The following is a 21,282-nucleotide window of genomic DNA, read 5'->3' as shown; positions in this document are numbered from 1 at the left end:
ATTATCGTACGCGCACTCTTGGATCAAGAATTCCGTAAACAATATCCACGATGATATTTATAAAAACAAATATTGTAGCAAAAACTAGTGTTGCACCCATCACTACCGGCAAATCATTTTTACTTAATGCTTCCACCACTTCATAGCCTATACCTTTCCAACTGAAAATCTTCTCTACAAATACTGCACCTGCCATTAAACCGGCAAACCAGCCGGATATAGCCGTAACAACAGGATTTAATGCGTTTTTTAAAGCGTGTTTTACTATAATGGCTTTATAGCTTAATCCTTTTGCTTTTGCTGTTCTGATATAATCTTGCGAAAGCACATCAAGCAAAGAACTTCTTGTTAACTGAATTACAATACTGAGTGGACGCATACCTAAAGTAATAGCCGGTAAAATTAAATTTTTCAATTTTAATACTTCTCCTTGCCAAACGTCAATGTCATATAAACTACCGGAAGGATCCAAGCCCGTATAATCGGATAATACATATCCGAACAACCAGGCCATAATTAAGCCCACTAAAAAAGAAGGCGCACTCATACCAAAAACGGTAGCCATTACAAAAATTCCATGATCGAGATAAGAGTTTTTTCTGGTGGCTGTAATAATTCCCAAAAATATTCCTACAAAAGATGCAATGACAATTGAAGCAAATGCAAGCACTGCGGTTTCAGGCAAAGTATCGGCAATAATTTCAGAAACATTTCTATTGGTAATATAACTTCGCCTTAAGTAAGGCACTTTTAAAACCACAACCTTATCTTTTCCTATTTGAAATAAAGGTGTCCAATCGTACTTCTCGGGATTTAAAAATATTAAACTTTTGTTGTTTCTTTCATTGTGCAAAGAAATGGGCGATAAATCATTCAGGTAATGTGCATACTGAATGGGTATGGGCTTATCCGTTCCCAGATTTCTGTGAACAGCCTCAACCGCTTCTGCGCTTGCTCTTTGTCCTAACATAACAGTAGCCGGATCACCGGGTAATACGTTAAACAAAAAGAATATTGTAGTGATTACCCCAAAAAGAACCACTACACCATAAAAGACTTTTTTTAATACGAACTTTATCACAATTTCTTAGTGCAGCGCTAAGATAATTATTTATATTTATCTTGTGAAACCTCATTTTTATTTAAAAAAATCGTATTTGGCTTGCAATAGCATGGGAAATGCACTTTTCATCGTTTTTTAGAAGAAAATTAACCAAAGAGATTTAGATAAAATGTAATATTGTAGGTATTAATGCACCGAATTCTGAAACAAAAACGACTTTTTTATCTGCTTTTGTTGTTGCTTTTCAGCAATAAGTTGGTTTTTGCACAAAAAATAGGCCTTGTTCTCAGCGGAGGTGGAGCCAGTGGACTAAGCCACATTGGCGTTTTAAAAGCCTTGGAAGAGCATAATATACCCGTTGATTATATAAGCGGAACCTCTATTGGGGCTTTAATTGGGGCCTATTATTCCGTTGGTTTTACCTCCGAACAAATTGAACAAATTGTACGCGACAATTTCTTTTTGAGTGTTACTAAAGGCGACCTGCCGGTTAAATACAGCTATATGCTCAATCAACGCGAAGATTTTGCATCCTGGATTACATTTAAATTTAAACCCAATGATAATTACCTGAAAAATCTACCCACCAACGTAATAAATTCCGTGCCTATTGATTATTATTTAATGGAAGTTTTTTCGGGTGTTTCCAATCAGGTGAATCATAATTTCGATAGTTTGATGATTCCGTTTCGTTGTGTGGCGTCGGATGTTTCAGATAAAAAATCAGTGGTGTTTCGTTCAGGCGACCTTCCCCTGGCCATTCGAGCAAGTATGAGTTATCCATTTTACCTCCGCCCTATCGCTGTTGACCACAAATTATTATTTGATGGAGGACTCTATAATAATTTTCCGATTGATGTGATGAAAACTGAATTTGCACCCGATGTAATAATTGGTTCTAATGTAGCGGAAGAAAATGGCAATCCGGATGATGATGATCTTTATATGCAATTGCGCAATTTAATGATGAAACAATCAAAAATTGACTCCTTAGGAAAAAATAGTTATTTAATAGAGCCCTGGAGTAATGTGAATACATTTAATTTTAATAATGCAAAACGATTAATTGATAGTGGCTACGCGGCCACATTACGCATTATTCCTAAATTAAAAGAACAAGTTAAAAGCGAGTTGAATAAAGAAAAGCTAAAAGAAAGAAGACAGGCTTTTGCATCATATAGAAATCCGGATAAAATTGTAATAGACCGAATAGAAATTCATGGTTTTACCAAAAGTCAAGAACGATTCATTCGGAAAAATTTACAATTCGGAGACAATTCATTTAACTTGAAACAACTTAAGAAAAGATATTTTCGTTTAATGAGTGATCAGAAAATAAAAAACATTTTTCCAACAATTGAAAAAGATAGTTTAGGAAATAGTTATTCCTTAGTCCTTAACGGAAAAAAAGAAAAACCATTTTATATTGATGTAGGCGCCGTTTTGTCAAACCGCCCAATTAGTGAAGCTTTTTTAGGCTTACAATACAATCATTTAGGTCGTATTGGTTTTAGCATGTATGCCAACGGTTATATCGGTAAATTATATTCAGGAAGTTTTTCTAAAATGAGATTTGATTTTCCGGGTAAAGTTCCGTTTTATATCGAACCATCATTTACCTATTCACGTTGGGATTATTACAGCAGCAGTTCTTTATTTTTCATTTTTGAAAAACCCGCCTACTTAGTGCAGGAGGATAAGTTTGCTGAATTAAAATTTGGTGTTCCCATTGGCAATATTTCGCAATTTAATATTTCGGGCGGTTATACCGAATGGAGTAATTATTATTATCAAACAGATATTTTTAAACAAACGGATACTACTGATAGAACTTATTTTGATTACGGCTTTGCCCAAGCTAATTATAAATTAAATACGCAAAACCGAAAAATGTATGCTACCGAAGGTACTTTGTTGAATGCACGTGCCCGGGTGTTGGAAGGAAGAGAAAGTTATGTTCCGGGAAATACCAGCACTGATACTATTTCATACAAAAATCAATTACGTCCGGCCTGGTTGCAATTAAAAATATCAGTGGATAGTTATGTAAAAACATTTAAAGGATTTAATATTGGTTTTTTTGGAGAAGCAGTTTATTCAACGCAAAGTTTCTTCCATAACTACGAATCAACTATTCTTTCTGCACCGGCTTTTAATCCTATTCCCGAAAGTCAAACTTATTTTATTGATGCTTTTAGAGCGCATAATTATTTTGCCGGCGGCATGAAATTAATCACAACTCCGGTAAAAGGTTTTGATATTCGTTTGGAAGCTTATGTTTTTCAACCTGTACAATCTATTCTGCGGGATAAAAACGGAAAAGCTACTTACAGCACTCCCTTTTTATATCAACCTATTATAGGCATGGCTAGTTTGGTGTATAATACAGCTGTGGGGCCCTTGAGCATTGGATTAAATTATTATGATAAATTTGAAAATCCGGTAACCTTCTTCTTTCATTTTGGATATATTCTTTTTAATCGCAAGTCCATCGATTAACAATAATAAAAAACCCCGAAATTTTTCGGGGCTCTCCGCTTTGCGGATTAAAATTCGTCTTCATTAAAAAAGAAATCATCTTTGGTGGGATAGTCCGGCCAAATCTCTTCAATATTTTCATAACTCTCCCCTTCGTCTTCCATCTCCTGCAAATTTTCAATCACCTCCATCGGCGCCCCGCTTCTCATCGCGAAATCAATCAACTCATCCTTCGTTGCCGGCCAGGGAGCATCTTCTAACCAACTCGCCAATTCTAATGTCCAATACATAGTTTACTTCTAATTAATTTTCTGCAAATGAAAAAAAATTTTAGGGAATAAAAAAGAATAATTTAAAATATTCTGATAACTAAAATTTCTCTAAACACTTGTTATTCAGCACTATAACATAAACCTGAAATTTATTCTATTTATTTGACAAGTTTATAATAGTAGAACTGCCCATTCTGCTCTATTCGAATGAAATAAACACCTGAAGATAACTGACCTGTTTCTGCATAATAATTACCCGTATTTAAAACTCCGGCATTTTCTTTTTTACGGAATGTAATTGGTATTACTCTCCCTAAAGCGTCAGTTAAAACTAAACTTTGAAAAGCATTAACATCTTTTACGTTTATGATTTCATTAAATGGATTTGGATAAACTAAAATAGAGTTAGAAATTTTATTTTTTTCTTTTATTCCTATTACCGCTCCAACAGTATCTACTTTTATTCCATCGGAAGAGGTAATACTACTCCATAAATCAGCTCCATTTACAGCTCTTACATTAAAGTAATAGATGTTATTGTGCACTAAATTTAAATTTCCGGCTGTTACCGTATTGTTATTATTACTGCTGGTCCAATTTAATATATCCGTTAAACCGGGAGCGGTTCCTATACTATAAAAATAATCCGCAACATTTGAATGCTGATCTGTTGAAACCTGCCAGCTGGCACTTAAAGCATTGATTGTTTTTACGGAATCAATGTCAGCCAATAATCCATCATTTACAAAGGGAATGTTCGTCGGCGCAGTCCAATCTACGTTTACGTTTTCAAAACTTACGGAAGATAAATTCTGTGCTGAATCCTGACATATAGAGCTGATTTTTCCTGCAGGTGTAAATGAATTTGGATTTTGATAACGCATTTCATCTCCCGGATTTGTTCCAATCGGCACATTGACATTAGCATTTCTTGATCGGAATACTTTTATTTCATCAATACTGAATTTGCAATTCCCGCTTCTGAAAGAAATATAATTTCCATTGGCAATTGGAGAAGGATCGGTCCAACTCGCTACCGGACTATTGTTCCAATAAACAGTAATCTTACCCGTTATTCTATCGTATATTGTTCTGATATCATACCACTGACCTACGCTAAACGTTAGTGGTATATCAACCTTTGGCGCTCCAAATACATTATTCACCACTTTATAAATCTGTAATTTCTGGTCATCTAATCGAAACCAAACGAAATAAGAATTGTTTCGGTTGCTGCTATCGGGCTGATCCACAAAAAAATGAAAACCCGCTCGACGAGATACCCCGCTTCCTTCAAACTTGGCCAGAAATTGATATAAATACCTATTGCTTAAGGATTGGGTTAGTGGTGCGTAAATGTTTGTGTTGTTCGCAGCAGTACTCACCTCATCGGTTTGCACTAAAGCATTTGCACTTACATTCCATGTTCCGGTTTTAACTGTCCATTCGGGATGAATGGCATTATCAAAATGATCGGTAAAAAATCCTTTCGTATTATTCGCCCTCCACTCTACTCCATTAAAATCGCTGACTTGATAATATCCTTTTTGCACGCCACTTCCTCCCATATTGTCAACATCTGTAATGGTGGCAGTGAATGGTGCCGTTTTCCAATTACTCGGACTTGCAATATTGGTAAGCGGTGCAATATTATCGCTTGGTGTTGGCACAATGGTTCCATTCATCACATAAGTGGATGCCCATCCCGAGGCCGTTGTACCACAATCACTTCTGAACTCAACCAATAAACTATCATTTACGGAAGTAATGGGACCGGGATTTACGGTATTGGTGTAAACTCCAATTAATGGCGCGTTATTGGTTCCTCCATTGTAAATAAATAATTTATCGTAATTATTTTCTACATTAAAAGAAGTAAAGCTTAAGGTGATGTTATTAATATTGGGCGCGGAAAATCTCCAGAATTTACGTTCATCATTTGAATAATTTGCACCGGGTCCACCGGTATCATAAAAATTCCCATTCGCTGCGGTATAAGTTGCCGTAATGCTATAGGTATTATTTACAATCTTATAAAATTTTTCCCAATTCCAATTCGGACCCGGATCAGTGTGCGTTTGATTGGGAAACATTTGATGACCTTTAACTTTGGTACATGCACCCAGTAAACATTGAGAAGAACTTCCACTACAGCTCGGGCCATAATAAGTGCGCAGTTTATTAATGTTATTGCTATTGCAAATATCACGCGTTAAATCACCCGAAGAATTATACATAGCATTGGTAAACCAGGAAATATTATTGACATAACCTTCATGCTCTATACCCACCGTGTATGGATTTTCAGAACCCACATGCCAGGCCTTTAAACTTTCTAATACCATTTGCGTAACCTGACCATCACTGCTTCTAATTACATAATGAGCCGAGGCATTGGCATTGCAATTTTTAAACCAGGATATACATCCGGCATAAGAGCCTTGCACAAAGTGAATAGTAACTGCGCTGATGCCAACTCCATTTCTGCTGCTGTAATTGCACGAAGTTGGATCGTAAATGGCGGAAGGATAATCGGGTGACTGTAGCAATAAATTATTTTGCGATAATTTATAAGCTGTGCCGTTACCCATTACTTTGTTTTCCGATATGTTGATGTTTTTAGCTTGTAATACCTGAAGATTATCACCAAATATTTCTTTTAAATCAATTTCATAGTGTGGAAATTCATAAGATTCCTGAAATTGTGTATTATTTAAAAACCAACATAACTGATAAAGATGGGCGTTCATAGCAAAATCATTTTGCAAATCGTTACTTACCGGTAATTCACTTAAGGCGATCAGAATCGGTAAATAATCTTTGAGCTTGGTTGAGTTAATGTTATTTTCGCGCTGTAAAGCAGAAAAAGCAACGGCGTAAGCTAAAATAGACTTTTCGGGAGATTGTTTGATTTCCGTTTCACGTATACCGGAAAGTTGGGCCACTTTTATTAAATTGTTTCTGAAATAATTTTTACCGTTTTGTACCAGTCCCATTACTCCATAAGTAGTTGGGTAGCCAATACAAGACTCATTCACCTCGGGATTTAAATGTTCAAAGCGGGTTTGCGTATAGGCCACCGCTTCTAATATACCTTTTGGAATGGAAGGATTTAAAACGTAGGCATTTTTAAATATTTGTTGATACGGATTTTCGATAAGGATATCCTGTGCAAAAATAATTTTGCTGAACAAAACGAAAAGAATAAAAGCTAATTTTTTCATTGAATTTTACGGTATGTGAAATTATGAAAAAATGAATGATAAAATTTCACTATTCTTTTAAGAATTGATTAAACTTATGGTGCTAAAACGTTTTTAAACAAAAAAACCTCCCTTGCAGCAGAGAGGTTTTATTTCAATCAAATCAATCAACAACTAAAAGGGTACAATTCTGATTCCGGCTGTAAAGGGAAGTAATTTGGGTCCCTCGCCACTATCAAATAGCTCGGTTAAATTATATTCTCCAAAAACCGTGAAGCCTGAGTAACCAATGGAGGCATGTGCTTTTACACTGAGTGGCGACATATTATAAGTGTCTTTTCGCACCTTGGTATATTCATCTCCCTTAGTTTCTAAAATTTGTTTGGTTTTACTGTTCACCATAAACTGCCCGATGGCACCCACCGCAATGTGAAATGAACGATTAGCTTTTTTGCTGGTATTGAATTCGAGTAACAAAGGAACCTGCAACATGGTTGATTTAAATAAGTTTTTATTGTAAGAGAAATTATTGGTGCTATCAATTATGCCATACGTGAAAGATGAATCGGGATTTAAAGTGGTTTTATTATCTAACATATATCTCCTCCACTCTATTCCGAATCCGGTTACCAGATTCACATAATTTTTATACAAGTGAAAATTATGCTGAAAAAAATTCAATTGAATATTAATGCTTCTGGAATAATTCAAATCCATATATTTAAAAGCTTTGTCCATGGAGGTGCTTCCACCCGGAGTTAATAAACCATTTACACCCAATGAAAAACCTGCCCAATGATCCCAAGAACCATCCATTCCGATTTTCATCTTTTTCTTATCCTTATCGCCTTCAACAATAATCACTTTTTTTCCTTTCCAACGAATGGTAGTAGAATCTGAACCGGCTTTAGAATCTCCATTATTTACAATGCGTGTAATGCTTGCCGCTGAAGTTGATTCGGCACTGATGTCTTTTGCATCGCCTTTTATTTTTATGGTACTGGCTCCGCTTGCTTTTGCATTCAATGAATTATTTACAAATATTTTAGCCGTAGAAGCGCCTGATGCATCAATATTAACTTTATTACAAATAAAATCGTAAGCTCTAAGCGTAGAGGCCCCAGCAACAACTGCATCAAATAATTCTGCCTTACCTTCAATAGATGTGTTTCCAGCACCGCTCATATTGCAATTAACATAATTCGCATCTAAATTAATCTTAACATGTCCGGCTCCTGCGGCTTGTATATAAAAGGTATCTGCTTTAACAGCGCCTAATGATTTAAAATTGGCAGCACCGCTAAAAGAAACAGATTTTAAAACAGGTCCGCTTACGCGTACCATTACATTCTCATCTTGCTTTCCTTTTAAATCGATGATTAAAATTCCGTTCTCTACTTTAGTTTCTACATTCGTAGCATCTTTGTCTTCTCCGTTTATTTTCAGACTCAACGTGTCTGATTGGCGATAAGTAACTTTAACCGGACCCGAAGCTTCAATTTTTTCAAAAGAAGTTATCGATCTTTCCTTGCCATCTTGAGACCAACTTAAAAATGATCCGAAGCAAAGCGTGAGTATTAAAATTTTTGTTTTCATAATTTCTTGTTTTTAAGAATAAGACGCAGGGCGTGATTAAAAAGTTACAACTTATTCAAAAAATATTCTTTATTTTTTTTCTATGCTTAGGGAATTAAAGGATAATAAAAATCCATCACCTTCACTTTCTTTTCCATTCACCGCTTTCATTCCTAATTTATTTACATTGGAGGCCAAACGTGCAGCACTTTTCCAAAATCCTTTTTTCTCCGGGGCAATCGCTTCAATTTCCTCATCGTCCGTTTCATAAGCTAACAAAGTAGTTTTTACTTTTTTATCCGGTTCAATTTGATTCACCAGTGTTTCCTTCACTTTCAAAGTATCCTCAGCATCAGGTATAATGTTCTTATTTTCTTTTGTATAATTAATATCAGCGATTAACTTATTTTCTATTACTTCATTCTTATTATTTAAAGAATCTTTTTGTATAAATAAGTCTTTCTTTTTATGTTCACTTTTAATTTGTTTATTCTGCAGAATATGAGAAGCCTGTAATTTTTTTTGCGAATTCTTTGAATTGTTTATCTCATGGCCTGACTCGGTATAACTTTCAATTACTTTGTGTTTTTCAATTTCATTCACCTGATCGTTCACCTTACTTTTATTCAGACTTGAAAGTTCTGTATGTTGAACAGCCGGAGTAGTAAAATAAAAATTAAAAAGCCATACGAATCCAATAAGAAAAATAACAGCTGCTGCCACGGCGATTATTTTTTTGCGTGAATACAAAACAATTAATTGAGTTTCCTTCTTTATTTCCTTTTTGAAAGGGAAAACAATAGAATGATCAGCATGCAATTTGGTTTTGGCATAGGACTTAATTTCTGATTGAACTTCTGAATTAAATGAAGTAGGAATTAATATATTACTATTCAAAATATTTTCTTCCACAAAATTTAAAGCCGGATTAGCCAGTAATACCCTATCCGATTTTTCCAAAAGGGTTTCTTTGCCTTCAAAAACCTCACTAAAATCTTGTTTTAATATTGTGTTTGAATAGAGATTCAAAAGCGCTTGTAATTCAGGATTGTTATTCAATTCATTTTCAAACTGTAACTTTTCCTGTTTACTCATCAAGCCTTCTAAATAGGTCAGCACTTTTTCCTCCTGATATTGATTGACTGTTTTTAATAAATCCGTTTTTGACTCAATTTCATTTTCTTCTTTTTCCAACACCGGCAAATCCAAATTTGTGAGGTCAATATTTAATTCGGGATGCAATAAAATAAATGTTTTTAATTCGTGAATTGTATCTTCACTCAAATTACCTTCAAAATAATCCAACAAAAACGCCTCGTAATTATCTAAACTAATTCTGCTCATAACAACACCTCCATCTTTCCGATATAGTTTTTTAAAAATGTTCTTGCTCTGAAGATATATACCTTAACCTGACTTTCGTTTAGTCCGGTTATTTCACCGATTTCCGCATAATCATAACCCTCATAATCGCGTAACATTAAAACCGATTTCTGAATTTCAGGCAATAATTCCAAACCTTTATTTAAAATTTCTTTCAGGTCATTATATTGTTCGGTATGCGAATGCTCATTAAAATTCACTTCGCTAAAATCGCCGCTTTTCTTTTGCTTACGCGTAAAATCAATTAGGGTGTGATAAGCGGCAGTGAATAGGTAAGTTTTTGCTTTAGTTCCATCTATGGTATCAATCTTTCTCCACATTTTCTCAAAAGCATCTTGCACAATATCTTTGGCATGATCGCGATCTTTAATATGCTTTAAAATAAAACGGTAAACCCCATCCGAATGGAGTTCAACGCAAGTATTATATTCAGCAATATTCATCTTAGCTTAATAATAAGACGAAGTTAACCTGAAATAGTTACAGCAAAAGTTAATTTTTTTTAATTGGAAATCAAGTAGTTGCGATTCATTTTGATTTATTAAACTTAAAATTAACCACACTCTTGTAACAAGTGTTACAGTACAAAATAAACCAGGGTTGTAATTTTAGTTTATGAAAAAAATATTTTTTATACTATTAATAATTAGCAAAATTTCTTTTGCGCAAAATATTCCCTTTAATTATTCAGTAAAATTAAAACCAAAAAGTGTAAATGGACTTCAAGGCCTTCATTCTTTTGCATTTGCTCAATCGGGCGGCAAATGGTTAGTGATTGGAGGAAGAAAAGATGGTTTACACGCGCGTCAACCCTTCAACGCTTTTCCGGCATCCAACAATAACACAGACATATATGTTATTGATGTGAACACTAATCAATTTTGGAGTAGCTCTGTTAATGCTTTAAACACCGGCTTAAAAGAACAACTGCAATCAACTAACATGAATTTTTATCAGGATGCAGATACACTTTATATTATTGGAGGATATGGATACAGTAATACTGCCCTTGATCACATAACCTTTCCAAACTTAACTTCTGTTTCAGTTAGTGGATTAATTAATGCTATTACCAATTCAATTTCTATTTCTTCCTATTTTAAACAAATTAGCAATCAGAATTTTGCCGTGAACGGAGGACAATTAGGCAAAATTGGGGCCTTGTATTATTTGGTGGGAGGTCACCGCTTTGATGGAAGATATAATCCGATGGGAAATCCTACCTATACACAAACTTATGTAGATGGAATAAAAAAATTCAATCTTAACAACTCAGGTGCTCAATTAAGTTATAGTAATTACACCGTTATAACAGATCAGGTTCATTTACATCGCAGGGATTATAATTTGGTTCCTCAAATTTTTCCAAACGGCGAAGAAGGATACACCATCTCATCCGGTGTTTTTCAAATTGCAGTAGATTTGCCTTTCCTTTATCCTGTAGATATTAAAGCATCGGGTTACACGCCACAGCCTTCATTTAATCAGTATTTAAGTAATTACCACTCAGCAAAAGTTGCTTTATATGATAGCGTTAATAATAACATGCACTCCCTTTTCTTTGGAGGAATGAGTCAATACGCATACGTAAACAATGTATTAACACAAGACAACAATGTTCCCTTTGTAAAAACCATTTCAAGAGTTTCCAGAAATTCCATTAGTACTTTGCAAGAATATGTTTTTAATGTAGAAATGCCGGCACTTATTGGCGCCAGTGCGGAATTTATTCCCAATCATAATATTGCTCATTATAAAAATGAAGTCTTAAAATTATCTACATTTACCAATGATTCAATACTCATTGGACATATTTATGGTGGAATTTACAGTCCACAAACAAATCCCTTCACTAATAATAACACTTCAGTAACCAATGCACATAATGTTATTTATGAAGTTTGGCTGTTTAAAGATCAAATCACCGGTTTACTTCCCGTTGATGGATCAAATCCTTTGCAGGCTAGTGTTTACCCGAACCCAAGTACATCAACAATTAATTTAAAGATATATATTCCCAATACAGGCTCTGTTGATTTATACATTACCGATCAAAATGGCAGGATTGTAAAGGACTTTTATTTTCATTCACTTTCTAAGGGAATTCACAATATTGATTTATCCAAAGAGTTAAATTTATCTGCTGGACTTTACTCCTTTAATTTTGTATTTGACGGGAAATATGCCAGAGCAGAAAAAGTGATGATACTGGAATAGAAACTAGTCATTTGATAAACCTATCCACCAACTTCACGGCCTCCACAAAGGGGAGAAACTTTTTAGCGGATAATTCTTTGATTTTTTTCTGCACACTTTTATCGTTGTTGAAAGCGCTAATTAAATATTCTTCCGCTGCAATCTTCAACAATTCATTGTTTTGTGTTTTTCTTTTGTGTTGAAAATACTGATTAGCCGATACGTGCGTTTTATAGGATTGAATTAAATCATATATTTTATCCATACCCTGATTCTCTAAAGCAGAACAAACCTCCACTCTTGCTGTAAAACCACTTTCGGGAGCAGGGAGTAAATGCATGGCGCGCGCATATTCTCCTCTTGCGATTTTAGCTTTTTCCTTATTATTTCCATCTGCTTTTGTGATAACAAGCGAATCTGCCATTTCCATTATTCCTCTTTTAATCCCCTGCAACTCATCACCTGCACCGGCCAACATCAATAAAAGAAAAAAATCAGTCATACGGCTTACGGCAATTTCACTTTGTCCAACGCCTACAGTTTCAATAATAATAAAATCAAAACCTGCAGCTTCACAAAGTAATATTGTTTCATACGTGGAACGAGCAACACCGCCTAAGGATTTTCCATTAGGTGAAGGACGAATAAAAACATTTTTGGATTTAGATAACTCTTCCATTCGGGTTTTATCACCTAAAATACTGCCTTTACTTTTTGTGCTGGAAGGATCTATAGCTAAAACAGCGAGTTTATGATTTTTTTCGATTAATTTTTTACCAAAACTTTCAATAAAGGTACTTTTGCCAACACCCGGAACACCGGTAATTCCTAAACGAAAAGAATTTGTTTTGATGTTATTTAAACCTTTGAGAATGTTAGCGGCTAATTTCCGATGTGCGGGATTAGCTGATTCAATAACAGTAATAGCTTTACTTAAAACATCAATTTCTCCATTTAAAATTCCTTTTATGAAGTAGGCCGAACTATTATTTTTTTTTGTTATAGCCAATTTTATTCGAAACGCAAATGTTTTACCGAAACGCCTTTATTTTGCAACTCCTTTAATGAATCAATTCCGATTTGTAAGTGATCGTCTACAAAATGCTGAGTTACCTTCACATCACTTTCCTCGGTTTTTACTCCTTCCGGTATCATAGGTTGATCAGTTACTAACAACAAAGCGCCTGTTGGAATTTCATTATGAAAACCAACGCTAAATATGGTAGCGGTTTCCATATCAATGGCCATGGCTCTCAATTCGCGTAAGTATTCTTTAAATACATCATCATGTTCCCAAACTCTGCGATTAGTAGTATAAACTGTTCCTGTCCAGTAATCACTATTTCTTAAGCGAATGGTATAAGATATCGCTTTTTGTAAATTAAATGCAGGTAAAGCTGGGACTTCCGGTGGAAAATAATCATTACTTGTTCCGTCGCCTCGAATTGCTGCAATAGGCAAAATTAAATCACCAATTTGATTTTTCTTTTTTAAACCTCCACATTTACCTAAAAACAAAACTGCAGCAGGTTTAATAGCGGTGAGCAAATCCATAATAGTAGCGGCCCCGGCACTACCCATTCCGAAATTAATGATGGTAATATTTTCAGCTGTAGCCGAAGGCATGGGCTTATCTTTACCTTTAATTTCAACCTTGTATTTTTCGGCAAACATATTCACGTAATTGTTGAAATTGACCAGAATAATGTATTGACCAAAATCTTCAAGTGGTACACCCGTATATCGAGGAAGCCAGTTGTTAACTATTTCTTCTTTGCTTTTCATGTTTTTATGAGTTTAATCTCAATTAATGTAAATATATTTAAAAAAATTTAATTGCGTTTGAATCTGAAACTTAAATATCCACCAATTGATGCTCGAATGAAGAACGAAAAAGGGCAGGTGCTTATTTTTGATCCGAACAGAAAAAAATGGCTGGTACTTACACCGGAAGAATGGGTAAGACAGCACATTATGCATTATTTGATAAAGTTGAAAGGTTATCCGGCCGGACAAATTGCCCTTGAAAAGGAAATAGAATTGAACGGCACACGAAAAAGATTTGATATTTTGGTTTTTGATTCCAATAAACTTCCGTTAATATTAATTGAATGTAAAGCCCCCTATATTGAATTGAATAAGGAGGTGTTGGAACAAGTTTTGCGCTATAACCTCATTCTAAATTCAAAATTTATTATGATTAGCAATGGAGTGAGTGATTTTATATTAGAAAATGAGATGCAGATACAAGAATTACCCGATTACCAAAACTAAAAATCGTAACAAAAATTTTACTTTCCTTTTTGCAAACTTCCCCAAACACCCAGGGGTAATTTTATACCGCTTTTAGCCGGTAAATATAATTCGCCAATTTCTAAAGAACTTTTATTTCTTTCGGCAAAGCCTTGTAATAAATTTTGCGGAACTAAAGCCGAGAATCCTAATGAATAGGCATTCAGAATTAACAAATGATCATTCTTATCAAGCAATTGTAAAACAGAATCCATCATTTCGGAAATATTTTCTTCCAATTTCCATTTTTCTCCGGTTGGCCCATGACCAAAAGCCGGGGGATCTAATATTATGCCCTGATAAATATTTCCTCTTCTGATTTCTTTTTTTACAAATTTTAAGGCATCGTCAACCAACCAGCGTATATTATCCAAACCGCTTTTTTGCATATTTTCATTAGCCCAGGTCACCACTTGTTTAATACTATCTACATGCGTAACATCTGCGCCGGCAGCTTTAGCGGCAATACTTGCTCCGCCGGTATAGGCAAAAAGATTTAAAAATTTGGGTTTTTGCAATGCCGAGCAAAAAGTAAAAATCTTATCCCAATTCACTGCTTGCTCCGGAAAAATTCCTACATGTTTAAATGAAGTGAGTCCTAATCGAAAAACCAAATCATATTCCTTTTTAGATTTTTGACTCTTAACTTTATATTTAATTTCCCATTGATCGGGCATTGGTTTGAGTTTTTTCCATTCACCGCTGCTGCTGTTTTTTGGAATAAATTTTACATGAGCTATTTTTTCCCAATCTGAATTTGATTTTATTTTTGGCCAAACGGCTTGCGGTTCCGGACGAATCGTAATGTATTTCCCAAACCTTTCCAGTTTTTCAAAATTTCCACAATCAATAAGTTCGTAATCAGAAAAATTATGAGGGCTAATCAACTGCATAAATACTTTTTGCTAAATTAAGTTTAATTCAGACACATCCATTAGACCATAAACAAATGATACTGAAAATAGAATGTTAAAAACTTAAAGTCAATCCGTTAATTACCTTATTTAAATGCTATAATTTCGGTTAAAATATAACTATGCAAAAGGGTAATTCTTCTTTTCTCATTCTAATTTCTGTTTTTTTCTTTTGGGGTTTTGTAGCCGCCAGTAACGATATACTCATTCCGGTATTCAAAGAAAAACTCAATTTAGAACAATGGCAAAGTCAAATGATTTCATTTGCATTTTATGTTGCCTATACTGTTGGCTCAGTGCTATACGTTTTGATTTCTAAATTCACAGGAGGCGATATGCTGAACAAGTTGGGTTACAAAAACGGCATAGCACTTGGTCTTTTCATTTCCGCCATTGGCACTTTACTATTTTATCCTGCGGCTCAAAATGTTTCTTTTCCCTTAATGATAAGCGGACTATTTATAGTTGGATTAGGCTTTTCGTTGCAACAAACTGCAGCCAATCCACTCACCATTACAATTGGCGACCCCAATAAAGGATCACAGCGATTAAGTTTAGCAGGCGGCATAAATAACGTGGGTACAACTATTGGTCCATTATTGGTGAGTTTTGCGATTTTCGGCAGTATTACTTCCGGTGCTAAATTAGAAAGTATTGAAGCAGTTAAAACACCTTACCTTATTTTGGGAATAGCATTTATAATTGTTGCTTTATTGTTTAAGTTTTCTTCTCTTCCCAATCAAATTACCTATAAAGAAGAGGAAACAAAAACGCAAAGCGGTAACAAAAAATCTGTGTTTGAATATCCGCAGTTGGTTTTGGGGATGATTGCAATCTTTCTATACGTAGGTGTTGAGGTATCTACTGCTTCCAACCTACCCGAATACATGAAACAATATCTAGGAACAAATACAGATGAAGTTGCACCCTTTGTTTCATTGTTTTGGGCAAGTTTAATGATAGGCAGATGGACAGGTGCTGTTCAAGCATTTGGTTTCTCTTTAAGCACACAAAAAATAATGCGCTTTGTTTTACCTTATCTTGCATTTGGTGTTTTTTTATTAGCCAATTTTATTGCCGGTAAAAATCTACAACCCTTTTATTTATACGCCGGTGTAATTACTGTTTTAATACTAGCTGATTTATTAAGTAAAGGAAGTCCTGCACGTCAACTATTTCTTTTTTCAGTAATGGGAATTTTAGCATTGGTAATTGGTATGCTCACAAGCGGAATGATAAGTGTGTACGCTTTAATCAGTGTAGGATTATTTTGTTCGACACTTTGGCCATGCATATTTACATTAGCTATCTCCGGATTAGGAAAATATACAAATCAAGGCTCTAGTTATCTAATCATGATGATTATGGGAGGTGGATTTATAAGTTTATTACAAGGCTGGCTGGCTTCAGATCATTTATTGGGAATAAATGCCAGTTACCTGGTTGGGGTTGGCTGCTTTCTTTATTTGGCCTATTATGGATGGAAAGCTAAATCTATATTAAATGCGCAAGGTATAACTTACGAAAAAGCCGAAAACTCACATTAATTTTATTTCTTGTATTTTTGTTTATATGAAATTATTATTTGAACCCTGGCCTTGGTATATTGCCGGCCCCTTAATCGGACTTATGATTCCGCTACTTTTAATTTTAGGAAATAAAAGTTTTGGTATTTCCTCTTCCTTTAGACATATATGCGCTGCCTGTATACCCGGTAACATTTCTTTTTTTAAGTATAACTGGAAATCGGAAATATGGAATTTGGTTTTTGTGGGTGGTGTAATTATCGGATCATTTATTGCCGGGTTTATTTTTTCTAATCCAAATCCGGTTGATATAAATCCGGATACAAAAACAAATCTTCTTAACCTAGGCATTCAAAATTTTGAAGGTTTATTACCTAAAGATTTATTTAGTTTTAACGCACTTTTCACCGTTAAAGGGTTTTTATTTATTGTCGTTGGCGGCTTTTTAGTAGGCTTCGGGACCCGTTATGCCAATGGCTGTACATCGGGACATACCATAATGGGCATTTCGAATCTTCAATTACCGTCGCTTATTGCAACCATTTGTTTTTTTATAGGTGGTTTAATCACTACTTGGATTTTTTTACCTTACCTCTTAAAACTATAAGCTTATGAAGATGATTAAATTTTTACTGCTTGGCGCTTTTTTTGGTGTGATTTTAGTTAAAGCGGAAGTGATTTCCTGGTTTAGGATACATGAAATGTTTTTGTTTCAATCTTTTCATATGTATGGTATCATTGGTTCTGCAATTCTTACCGGAATTATATCTATTCAACTCATTAAAAAATTGAAAATTAAAACAATCGAAGGTGAAGAAATAATAATAGGAACTAAAGAACTCAATAAAGGCACTGTGATTGGCGGACTATTATTTGGATTAGGTTGGGCACTTACCGGTGCTTGTCCCGGACCATTATATGCCTGTTTCGGAAGTGGCTATTGGGTATTTATAGTAGCTATTTTAAGTGCCGTGTTAGGTACTTACACTTATGGAAAATTAAAAAATAAGTTGCCTCATTAGTATTTTGAAAAAAATTAGAATTATAATTGGATTACTAGGTGTATTGAATTTGACAATCGCGCAAAACAACACCTATTTTGCGCCGATTGTGCCATTACCTAATGCAATTACCTACAATCAAGGCAGATTTATCTTATCCAATCAAACGAAAATTGTATTGAGTAGGGATAACTTAATTTCTGATGTGAATTGGTTTAATAAACGATTGGAAGAATATTTTGGTTTTAAATGTCCTATAGTTAGCACTAAACCAACCGAAGGAAATTATATTGAATTTGTAATTCCTGATTTTGAGGCGGGACTCTTGGAAAATTATCACTTGGATGTAACAGCTTCTAAAATTACGATAATGGCTGAAGGCTCCGGTGGGGGAAATTTTTATGCACTTGAAACCTTATTACAATTAATTCCAACACAAAATGTGCCCAATGTAAATGCTGCGGGACAAACCGTTTATACTATTCCATGTATGAATATTATTGATCACCCGAAATATTCCTGGAGAGGTATGCATTTGGATGTGAGCCGGCATTTTTATTCGGTTGAATTTATTAAAAAATATCTCGAGTTAATGGCCATGTATAAAATGAATTCCTTTCACTGGCATTTAACCGATGATCAGGGTTGGAGAATAGAAATTAAAAAGTATCCCCTATTAACACAGGTTGGAGCTTGGCGACAGAATACACAATCAGGTTCGGATGAGGAAGGTAATACGGAAACGGAAAATTATGGTGGTTTTTACACACAGGAGCAAATTCGTGAAGTGGTAAACTATGCAAAAACATTACACATTCAAGTAGTTCCCGAAATTGAAATGCCCGGTCATGCGCAAGCAGCATTAGCTTCTTATCCCTGGCTTTCCTGTACCGGAAAAAAATTACCGGTGGCAAACACCTGGGGAGTTTTTAATGATGTGTTTTGCAGTAAAGATTCTACTTTGGAATTTCTGGAAAATGTATTAAGTGAAGTAGTAGAACTTTTTCCGGATAAATATATACATGTTGGAGGAGATGAATGTCCTAAACAAAGGTGGAAAGAATGCAAGCATTGTAAAAATTTAATGCGTAAAGAAAAATTAAAAAACGAAGAAGAGTTGCAAAGTTTTTTCATGCGCAGAATTGGAAATTTTCTGAGATACAAGAAAAAAGAAATGATCGGTTGGGATGAAATTATGGAAGGAGGAACACCCGAAGGAGCCGTGGTGATGAGCTGGAGAGGAATGAAAGGTGGCAAGGAGGCTGCTCAATTAAAACATAAGGTAGTGATGTGTCCGGGTAATCCTTGTTATTTTGATCATTACCAATCCAAATTTCCCGGTGAACCACACGCCATAGGTGGTTATAATCCGGTAGATTCGGTTTATTTGTTTAATCCAACCCCGGAAGGATTAAAATATGATGAAGAAGAAATGATATTAGGTGCGCAAGGAAACGTATGGACAGAATATATTATCAACGAAAAACAAGTAGAATACATGGCTCTACCAAGAATGTGTGCTTTAGCTGAAGCTTTGTGGACTGAAAAGGACAATAAAGATTTGGAAGATTTTCGCAAAAGATTAAAAGTTAATTCTAAAAGATTAGATAAATTAAATATTAAGTATGCCCGCCATTTTTTAAATAAACGATAATATGGAAAGAAGAAAATTTATTAAAAAAACCGGTATAATTTCTGCTTTAGCCTTAACCGGCATTCCAAAATTTCAAAGTTCAAATCATTCGGCAACAAAAATAATTTCTTTCGCAAAACAAAAACCAATCGTATTATCCACATGGAAACACGGCCTAGAAGCCAATGAAGAGGCCTGGAAAATATTGAGCACAAAAGGAAAATCATTAGATGCGGTTGAAAAAGGCGTAATGGTAACGGAAGCTGACTTTACTAATTTAAGTGTTGGCTTAGGAGGATTACCCGATCGTGATGGAAAAGTGACCTTAGATGCGAGTATAATGGATTATTTAGGAAACTGCGGATCGGTTGCTTTTTTACAACAAATCAAACATCCGATTAGCGTTGCCCGAATGGTGATGGAAAAAACACCTCACGTTTTATTAGCCGGTGCCGGTGCTCAAAAATTTGCATTAGAAAATGGATTTAAATTGGAGTCATCTAAATTATCTGCTGAAGCGGAAAAAAGATATAAGGAATGGCTCTTAAAATCTGAATATAAACCAAAGGCAAATATTGAAAATCATGATACCATCGGAATGGTAGCCCTGGATGAGTTTGGAAACCTTGCCGGCGCCTGTACCACTAGCGGACTGGCCTATAAAATTCATGGGCGCGTTGGTGATTCTCCAATCATTGGTGCCGGAATGTATGTAGATAATGAAATTGGTGCCGCTTGTGCAACCGGGGTTGGGGAAACTGTTCTTAAAATTTGTGGTTCTTTTTTAGTTGTTGAACTCATGCGCCAAGGCCACTCGCCAAATGAAGCCTGCAAAAAAGCAATTGAACGTTTAATTACTAAAAGCCCTAATATTAAAGATGTTCAAGTTGGCTTTTTAGCCATTAACAAAAATGGTGAGCATGGTTCTTATGCCTTACAAAAAGGATTTAATTATGCCTTGGCCAATGAAAGTGGGAATAAATTATTTGATTCTGATTATCACTCACATTAATGCAATCTGAAAGGCGACTCGAATTAGCGTGTTTTAACATTGAATCGGCCATAATTGCTGAAAAAGCAGGTGCTCACCGAATAGAATTTGCCAAAAATTATTTAGTTGGGGGACTTTCTCCAACTCAACAAGAAATTGCTGAGGTACGCGATAAAATAAAAATTCCAATTCATGTTCTATTACGACCACATGCCAATCATTTTCAATACTCCGATTCGGAAAAAATACAAATGATTAAGGATATTCGTTTTTGCAAAAAAATAGGCATTAACGGAATTGTTTTCGGAGCCTTAACAAAAAATAATCTAATTGATGAAGATTTTTGTAAGAAACTTATAGCAGAATCTTCCGGACTTCATATCGTATTTCATCGGGCCATTGATAAAACAAGTGATATATTTAACGCGGTTCAATTATTGATTAATCTTGGTTTTCATTCTGTTTTAACCTCCGGAGCCCAATTCACCGCTATAAATGGTATTCCTGCTTTAGAAAAACTACATTTTCAATTCGGAACTCAAATAAATATTATTCCCGGTGGAGAAATTCGCGCTTCTCAATTTCCTGAATTATTAAAAACGAATTGTAAGGAATTTCACAGCGCAGCACTTTCTAAAGGTGAATCCATTTGTAATCAGAAAGAAATTGAGCAATTACTACAAAAAATACGTTCTTAAGAAGGTAAGTGACCGGAATTGTATCATTCTTTAACTACTAAAGATTTAGATATTAAA

The 21,282-nt window shown here is 34.9% G+C and carries 18 protein-coding genes; 9 read left to right on the top strand and 9 right to left on the bottom strand.

Translation table 11 applies throughout. From position 1 onward, the window contains the following. Position 1: 1 nt before the first annotated feature. Complete coding sequence (locus IPM51_08835) at positions 2–1,081, bottom strand: ABC transporter permease (GenBank protein MBK9284413.1); 1,080 nt, start codon at positions 1,079–1,081, stop codon at positions 2–4. A 171-nt stretch (positions 1,082–1,252) separates the two neighbouring features. Here IPM51_08835 and IPM51_08830 point away from each other — a divergent pair, with 171 nt between their 5' ends. Then, positions 1,253–3,562: a patatin-like phospholipase family protein gene (locus tag IPM51_08830; GenBank protein ID MBK9284412.1), complete on the top strand. Its 2,310-nt coding sequence runs from the start codon at positions 1,253–1,255 to the stop codon at positions 3,560–3,562. Positions 3,563–3,609: 47 nt separating this feature from the next. Here the strand turns inward: IPM51_08830 and IPM51_08825 are convergent, their stop codons facing one another. From IPM51_08825 to IPM51_08805, 5 genes are all read right to left on the bottom strand, one after another. Then, positions 3,610–3,831, bottom strand: a complete 222-nt coding sequence (locus tag IPM51_08825; GenBank protein MBK9284411.1) for a DUF2795 domain-containing protein — start codon at positions 3,829–3,831, stop codon at positions 3,610–3,612. Positions 3,832–3,971: 140 nt separating this feature from the next. Beyond that, positions 3,972–7,037 carry an N-acetylmuramoyl-L-alanine amidase gene (locus tag IPM51_08820; protein MBK9284410.1) on the bottom strand — a complete coding sequence of 1,022 codons (3,066 nt, stop codon included), beginning with the start codon at positions 7,035–7,037 and terminating at the stop codon, positions 3,972–3,974. Between the two features lie 153 nt (positions 7,038–7,190). Further along, complete coding sequence (locus IPM51_08815) at positions 7,191–8,612, bottom strand: DUF2807 domain-containing protein (protein ID MBK9284409.1); 1,422 nt, start codon at positions 8,610–8,612, stop codon at positions 7,191–7,193. Between the two features lie 69 nt (positions 8,613–8,681). Beyond that, complete coding sequence (locus IPM51_08810; protein MBK9284408.1) at positions 8,682–9,935, bottom strand: hypothetical protein; 1,254 nt, start codon at positions 9,933–9,935, stop codon at positions 8,682–8,684. Further along, positions 9,932–10,417 (bottom strand): RNA polymerase sigma factor, encoded by a 486-nt coding sequence (locus IPM51_08805; protein ID MBK9284407.1) that lies wholly within the window; start codon positions 10,415–10,417, stop codon positions 9,932–9,934. The genes IPM51_08810 and IPM51_08805 overlap by 4 nt, the downstream gene beginning before the upstream one ends. A gap of 172 nt (positions 10,418–10,589) precedes the next feature. Between IPM51_08805 and IPM51_08800 the strand changes: the two genes are divergently transcribed. Beyond that, on the top strand, positions 10,590–12,191 hold the full coding sequence (locus IPM51_08800) for a T9SS type A sorting domain-containing protein (GenBank protein ID MBK9284406.1): 1,602 nt from the start codon (positions 10,590–10,592) through the stop codon (positions 12,189–12,191). A gap of 7 nt (positions 12,192–12,198) precedes the next feature. Here the strand turns inward: IPM51_08800 and meaB are convergent, their stop codons facing one another. Together meaB and IPM51_08790 are read right to left on the bottom strand one after the other, a co-directional pair. After that, positions 12,199–13,179 (bottom strand): methylmalonyl Co-A mutase-associated GTPase MeaB, encoded by a 981-nt coding sequence (gene meaB, locus IPM51_08795; GenBank protein ID MBK9284405.1) that lies wholly within the window; start codon positions 13,177–13,179, stop codon positions 12,199–12,201. 2 nt (positions 13,180–13,181) lie between these two features. Beyond that, the gene (locus IPM51_08790; GenBank protein MBK9284404.1) at positions 13,182–13,955 is read right to left on the bottom strand and encodes an AMP nucleosidase; all 774 of its coding nucleotides are present in this window, start codon (positions 13,953–13,955) and stop codon (positions 13,182–13,184) included. 57 nt (positions 13,956–14,012) lie between these two features. Between IPM51_08790 and IPM51_08785 the strand changes: the two genes are divergently transcribed. Further along, entirely contained in the window at positions 14,013–14,444 is a 432-nt protein-coding gene (locus IPM51_08785) for a type I restriction enzyme HsdR N-terminal domain-containing protein (GenBank protein MBK9284403.1), read from the top strand. A gap of 17 nt (positions 14,445–14,461) precedes the next feature. Here IPM51_08785 and IPM51_08780 read toward each other — a convergent pair whose 3' ends face one another. After that, entirely contained in the window at positions 14,462–15,355 is an 894-nt protein-coding gene (locus IPM51_08780) for a class I SAM-dependent methyltransferase (protein MBK9284402.1), read from the bottom strand. A gap of 143 nt (positions 15,356–15,498) precedes the next feature. On the opposite strand from IPM51_08780, the gene IPM51_08775 reads away from it, so the two are divergent. The 6 genes from IPM51_08775 to IPM51_08750 are packed head-to-tail and all read left to right on the top strand — an operon-like array spanning position 15,499 to position 21,225. Then, complete coding sequence (locus tag IPM51_08775) at positions 15,499–16,923, top strand: MFS transporter (protein MBK9284401.1); 1,425 nt, start codon at positions 15,499–15,501, stop codon at positions 16,921–16,923. A gap of 25 nt (positions 16,924–16,948) precedes the next feature. After that, positions 16,949–17,509 carry a YeeE/YedE family protein gene (locus IPM51_08770; GenBank protein ID MBK9284400.1) on the top strand — a complete coding sequence of 187 codons (561 nt, stop codon included), beginning with the start codon at positions 16,949–16,951 and terminating at the stop codon, positions 17,507–17,509. 4 nt (positions 17,510–17,513) lie between these two features. Beyond that, positions 17,514–17,924, top strand: coding sequence for a YeeE/YedE family protein (locus tag IPM51_08765; GenBank protein MBK9284399.1), 411 nt, complete (start codon positions 17,514–17,516; stop codon positions 17,922–17,924). Between the two features lie 4 nt (positions 17,925–17,928). Beyond that, positions 17,929–19,557, top strand: coding sequence for a beta-N-acetylhexosaminidase (locus tag IPM51_08760; GenBank protein ID MBK9284398.1), 1,629 nt, complete (start codon positions 17,929–17,931; stop codon positions 19,555–19,557). A gap of 1 nt (position 19,558) precedes the next feature. Beyond that, positions 19,559–20,548, top strand: coding sequence for a N(4)-(beta-N-acetylglucosaminyl)-L-asparaginase (locus tag IPM51_08755; protein ID MBK9284397.1), 990 nt, complete (start codon positions 19,559–19,561; stop codon positions 20,546–20,548). After that, positions 20,548–21,225: a hypothetical protein gene (locus tag IPM51_08750; protein ID MBK9284396.1), complete on the top strand. Its 678-nt coding sequence runs from the start codon at positions 20,548–20,550 to the stop codon at positions 21,223–21,225. Before IPM51_08755 ends, IPM51_08750 begins: the two co-directional genes overlap by 1 nt. Positions 21,226–21,282: the final 57 nt, after the last annotated feature.

Source organism: Sphingobacteriaceae bacterium (assembly GCA_016715905.1).
GTDB lineage: Bacteria > Bacteroidota > Bacteroidia > B-17B0 > Aurantibacillaceae > Aurantibacillus.
Note: the sequence above shows the minus strand (reverse complement) of the source record. Positions and strands in the feature narration are given on the sequence as shown.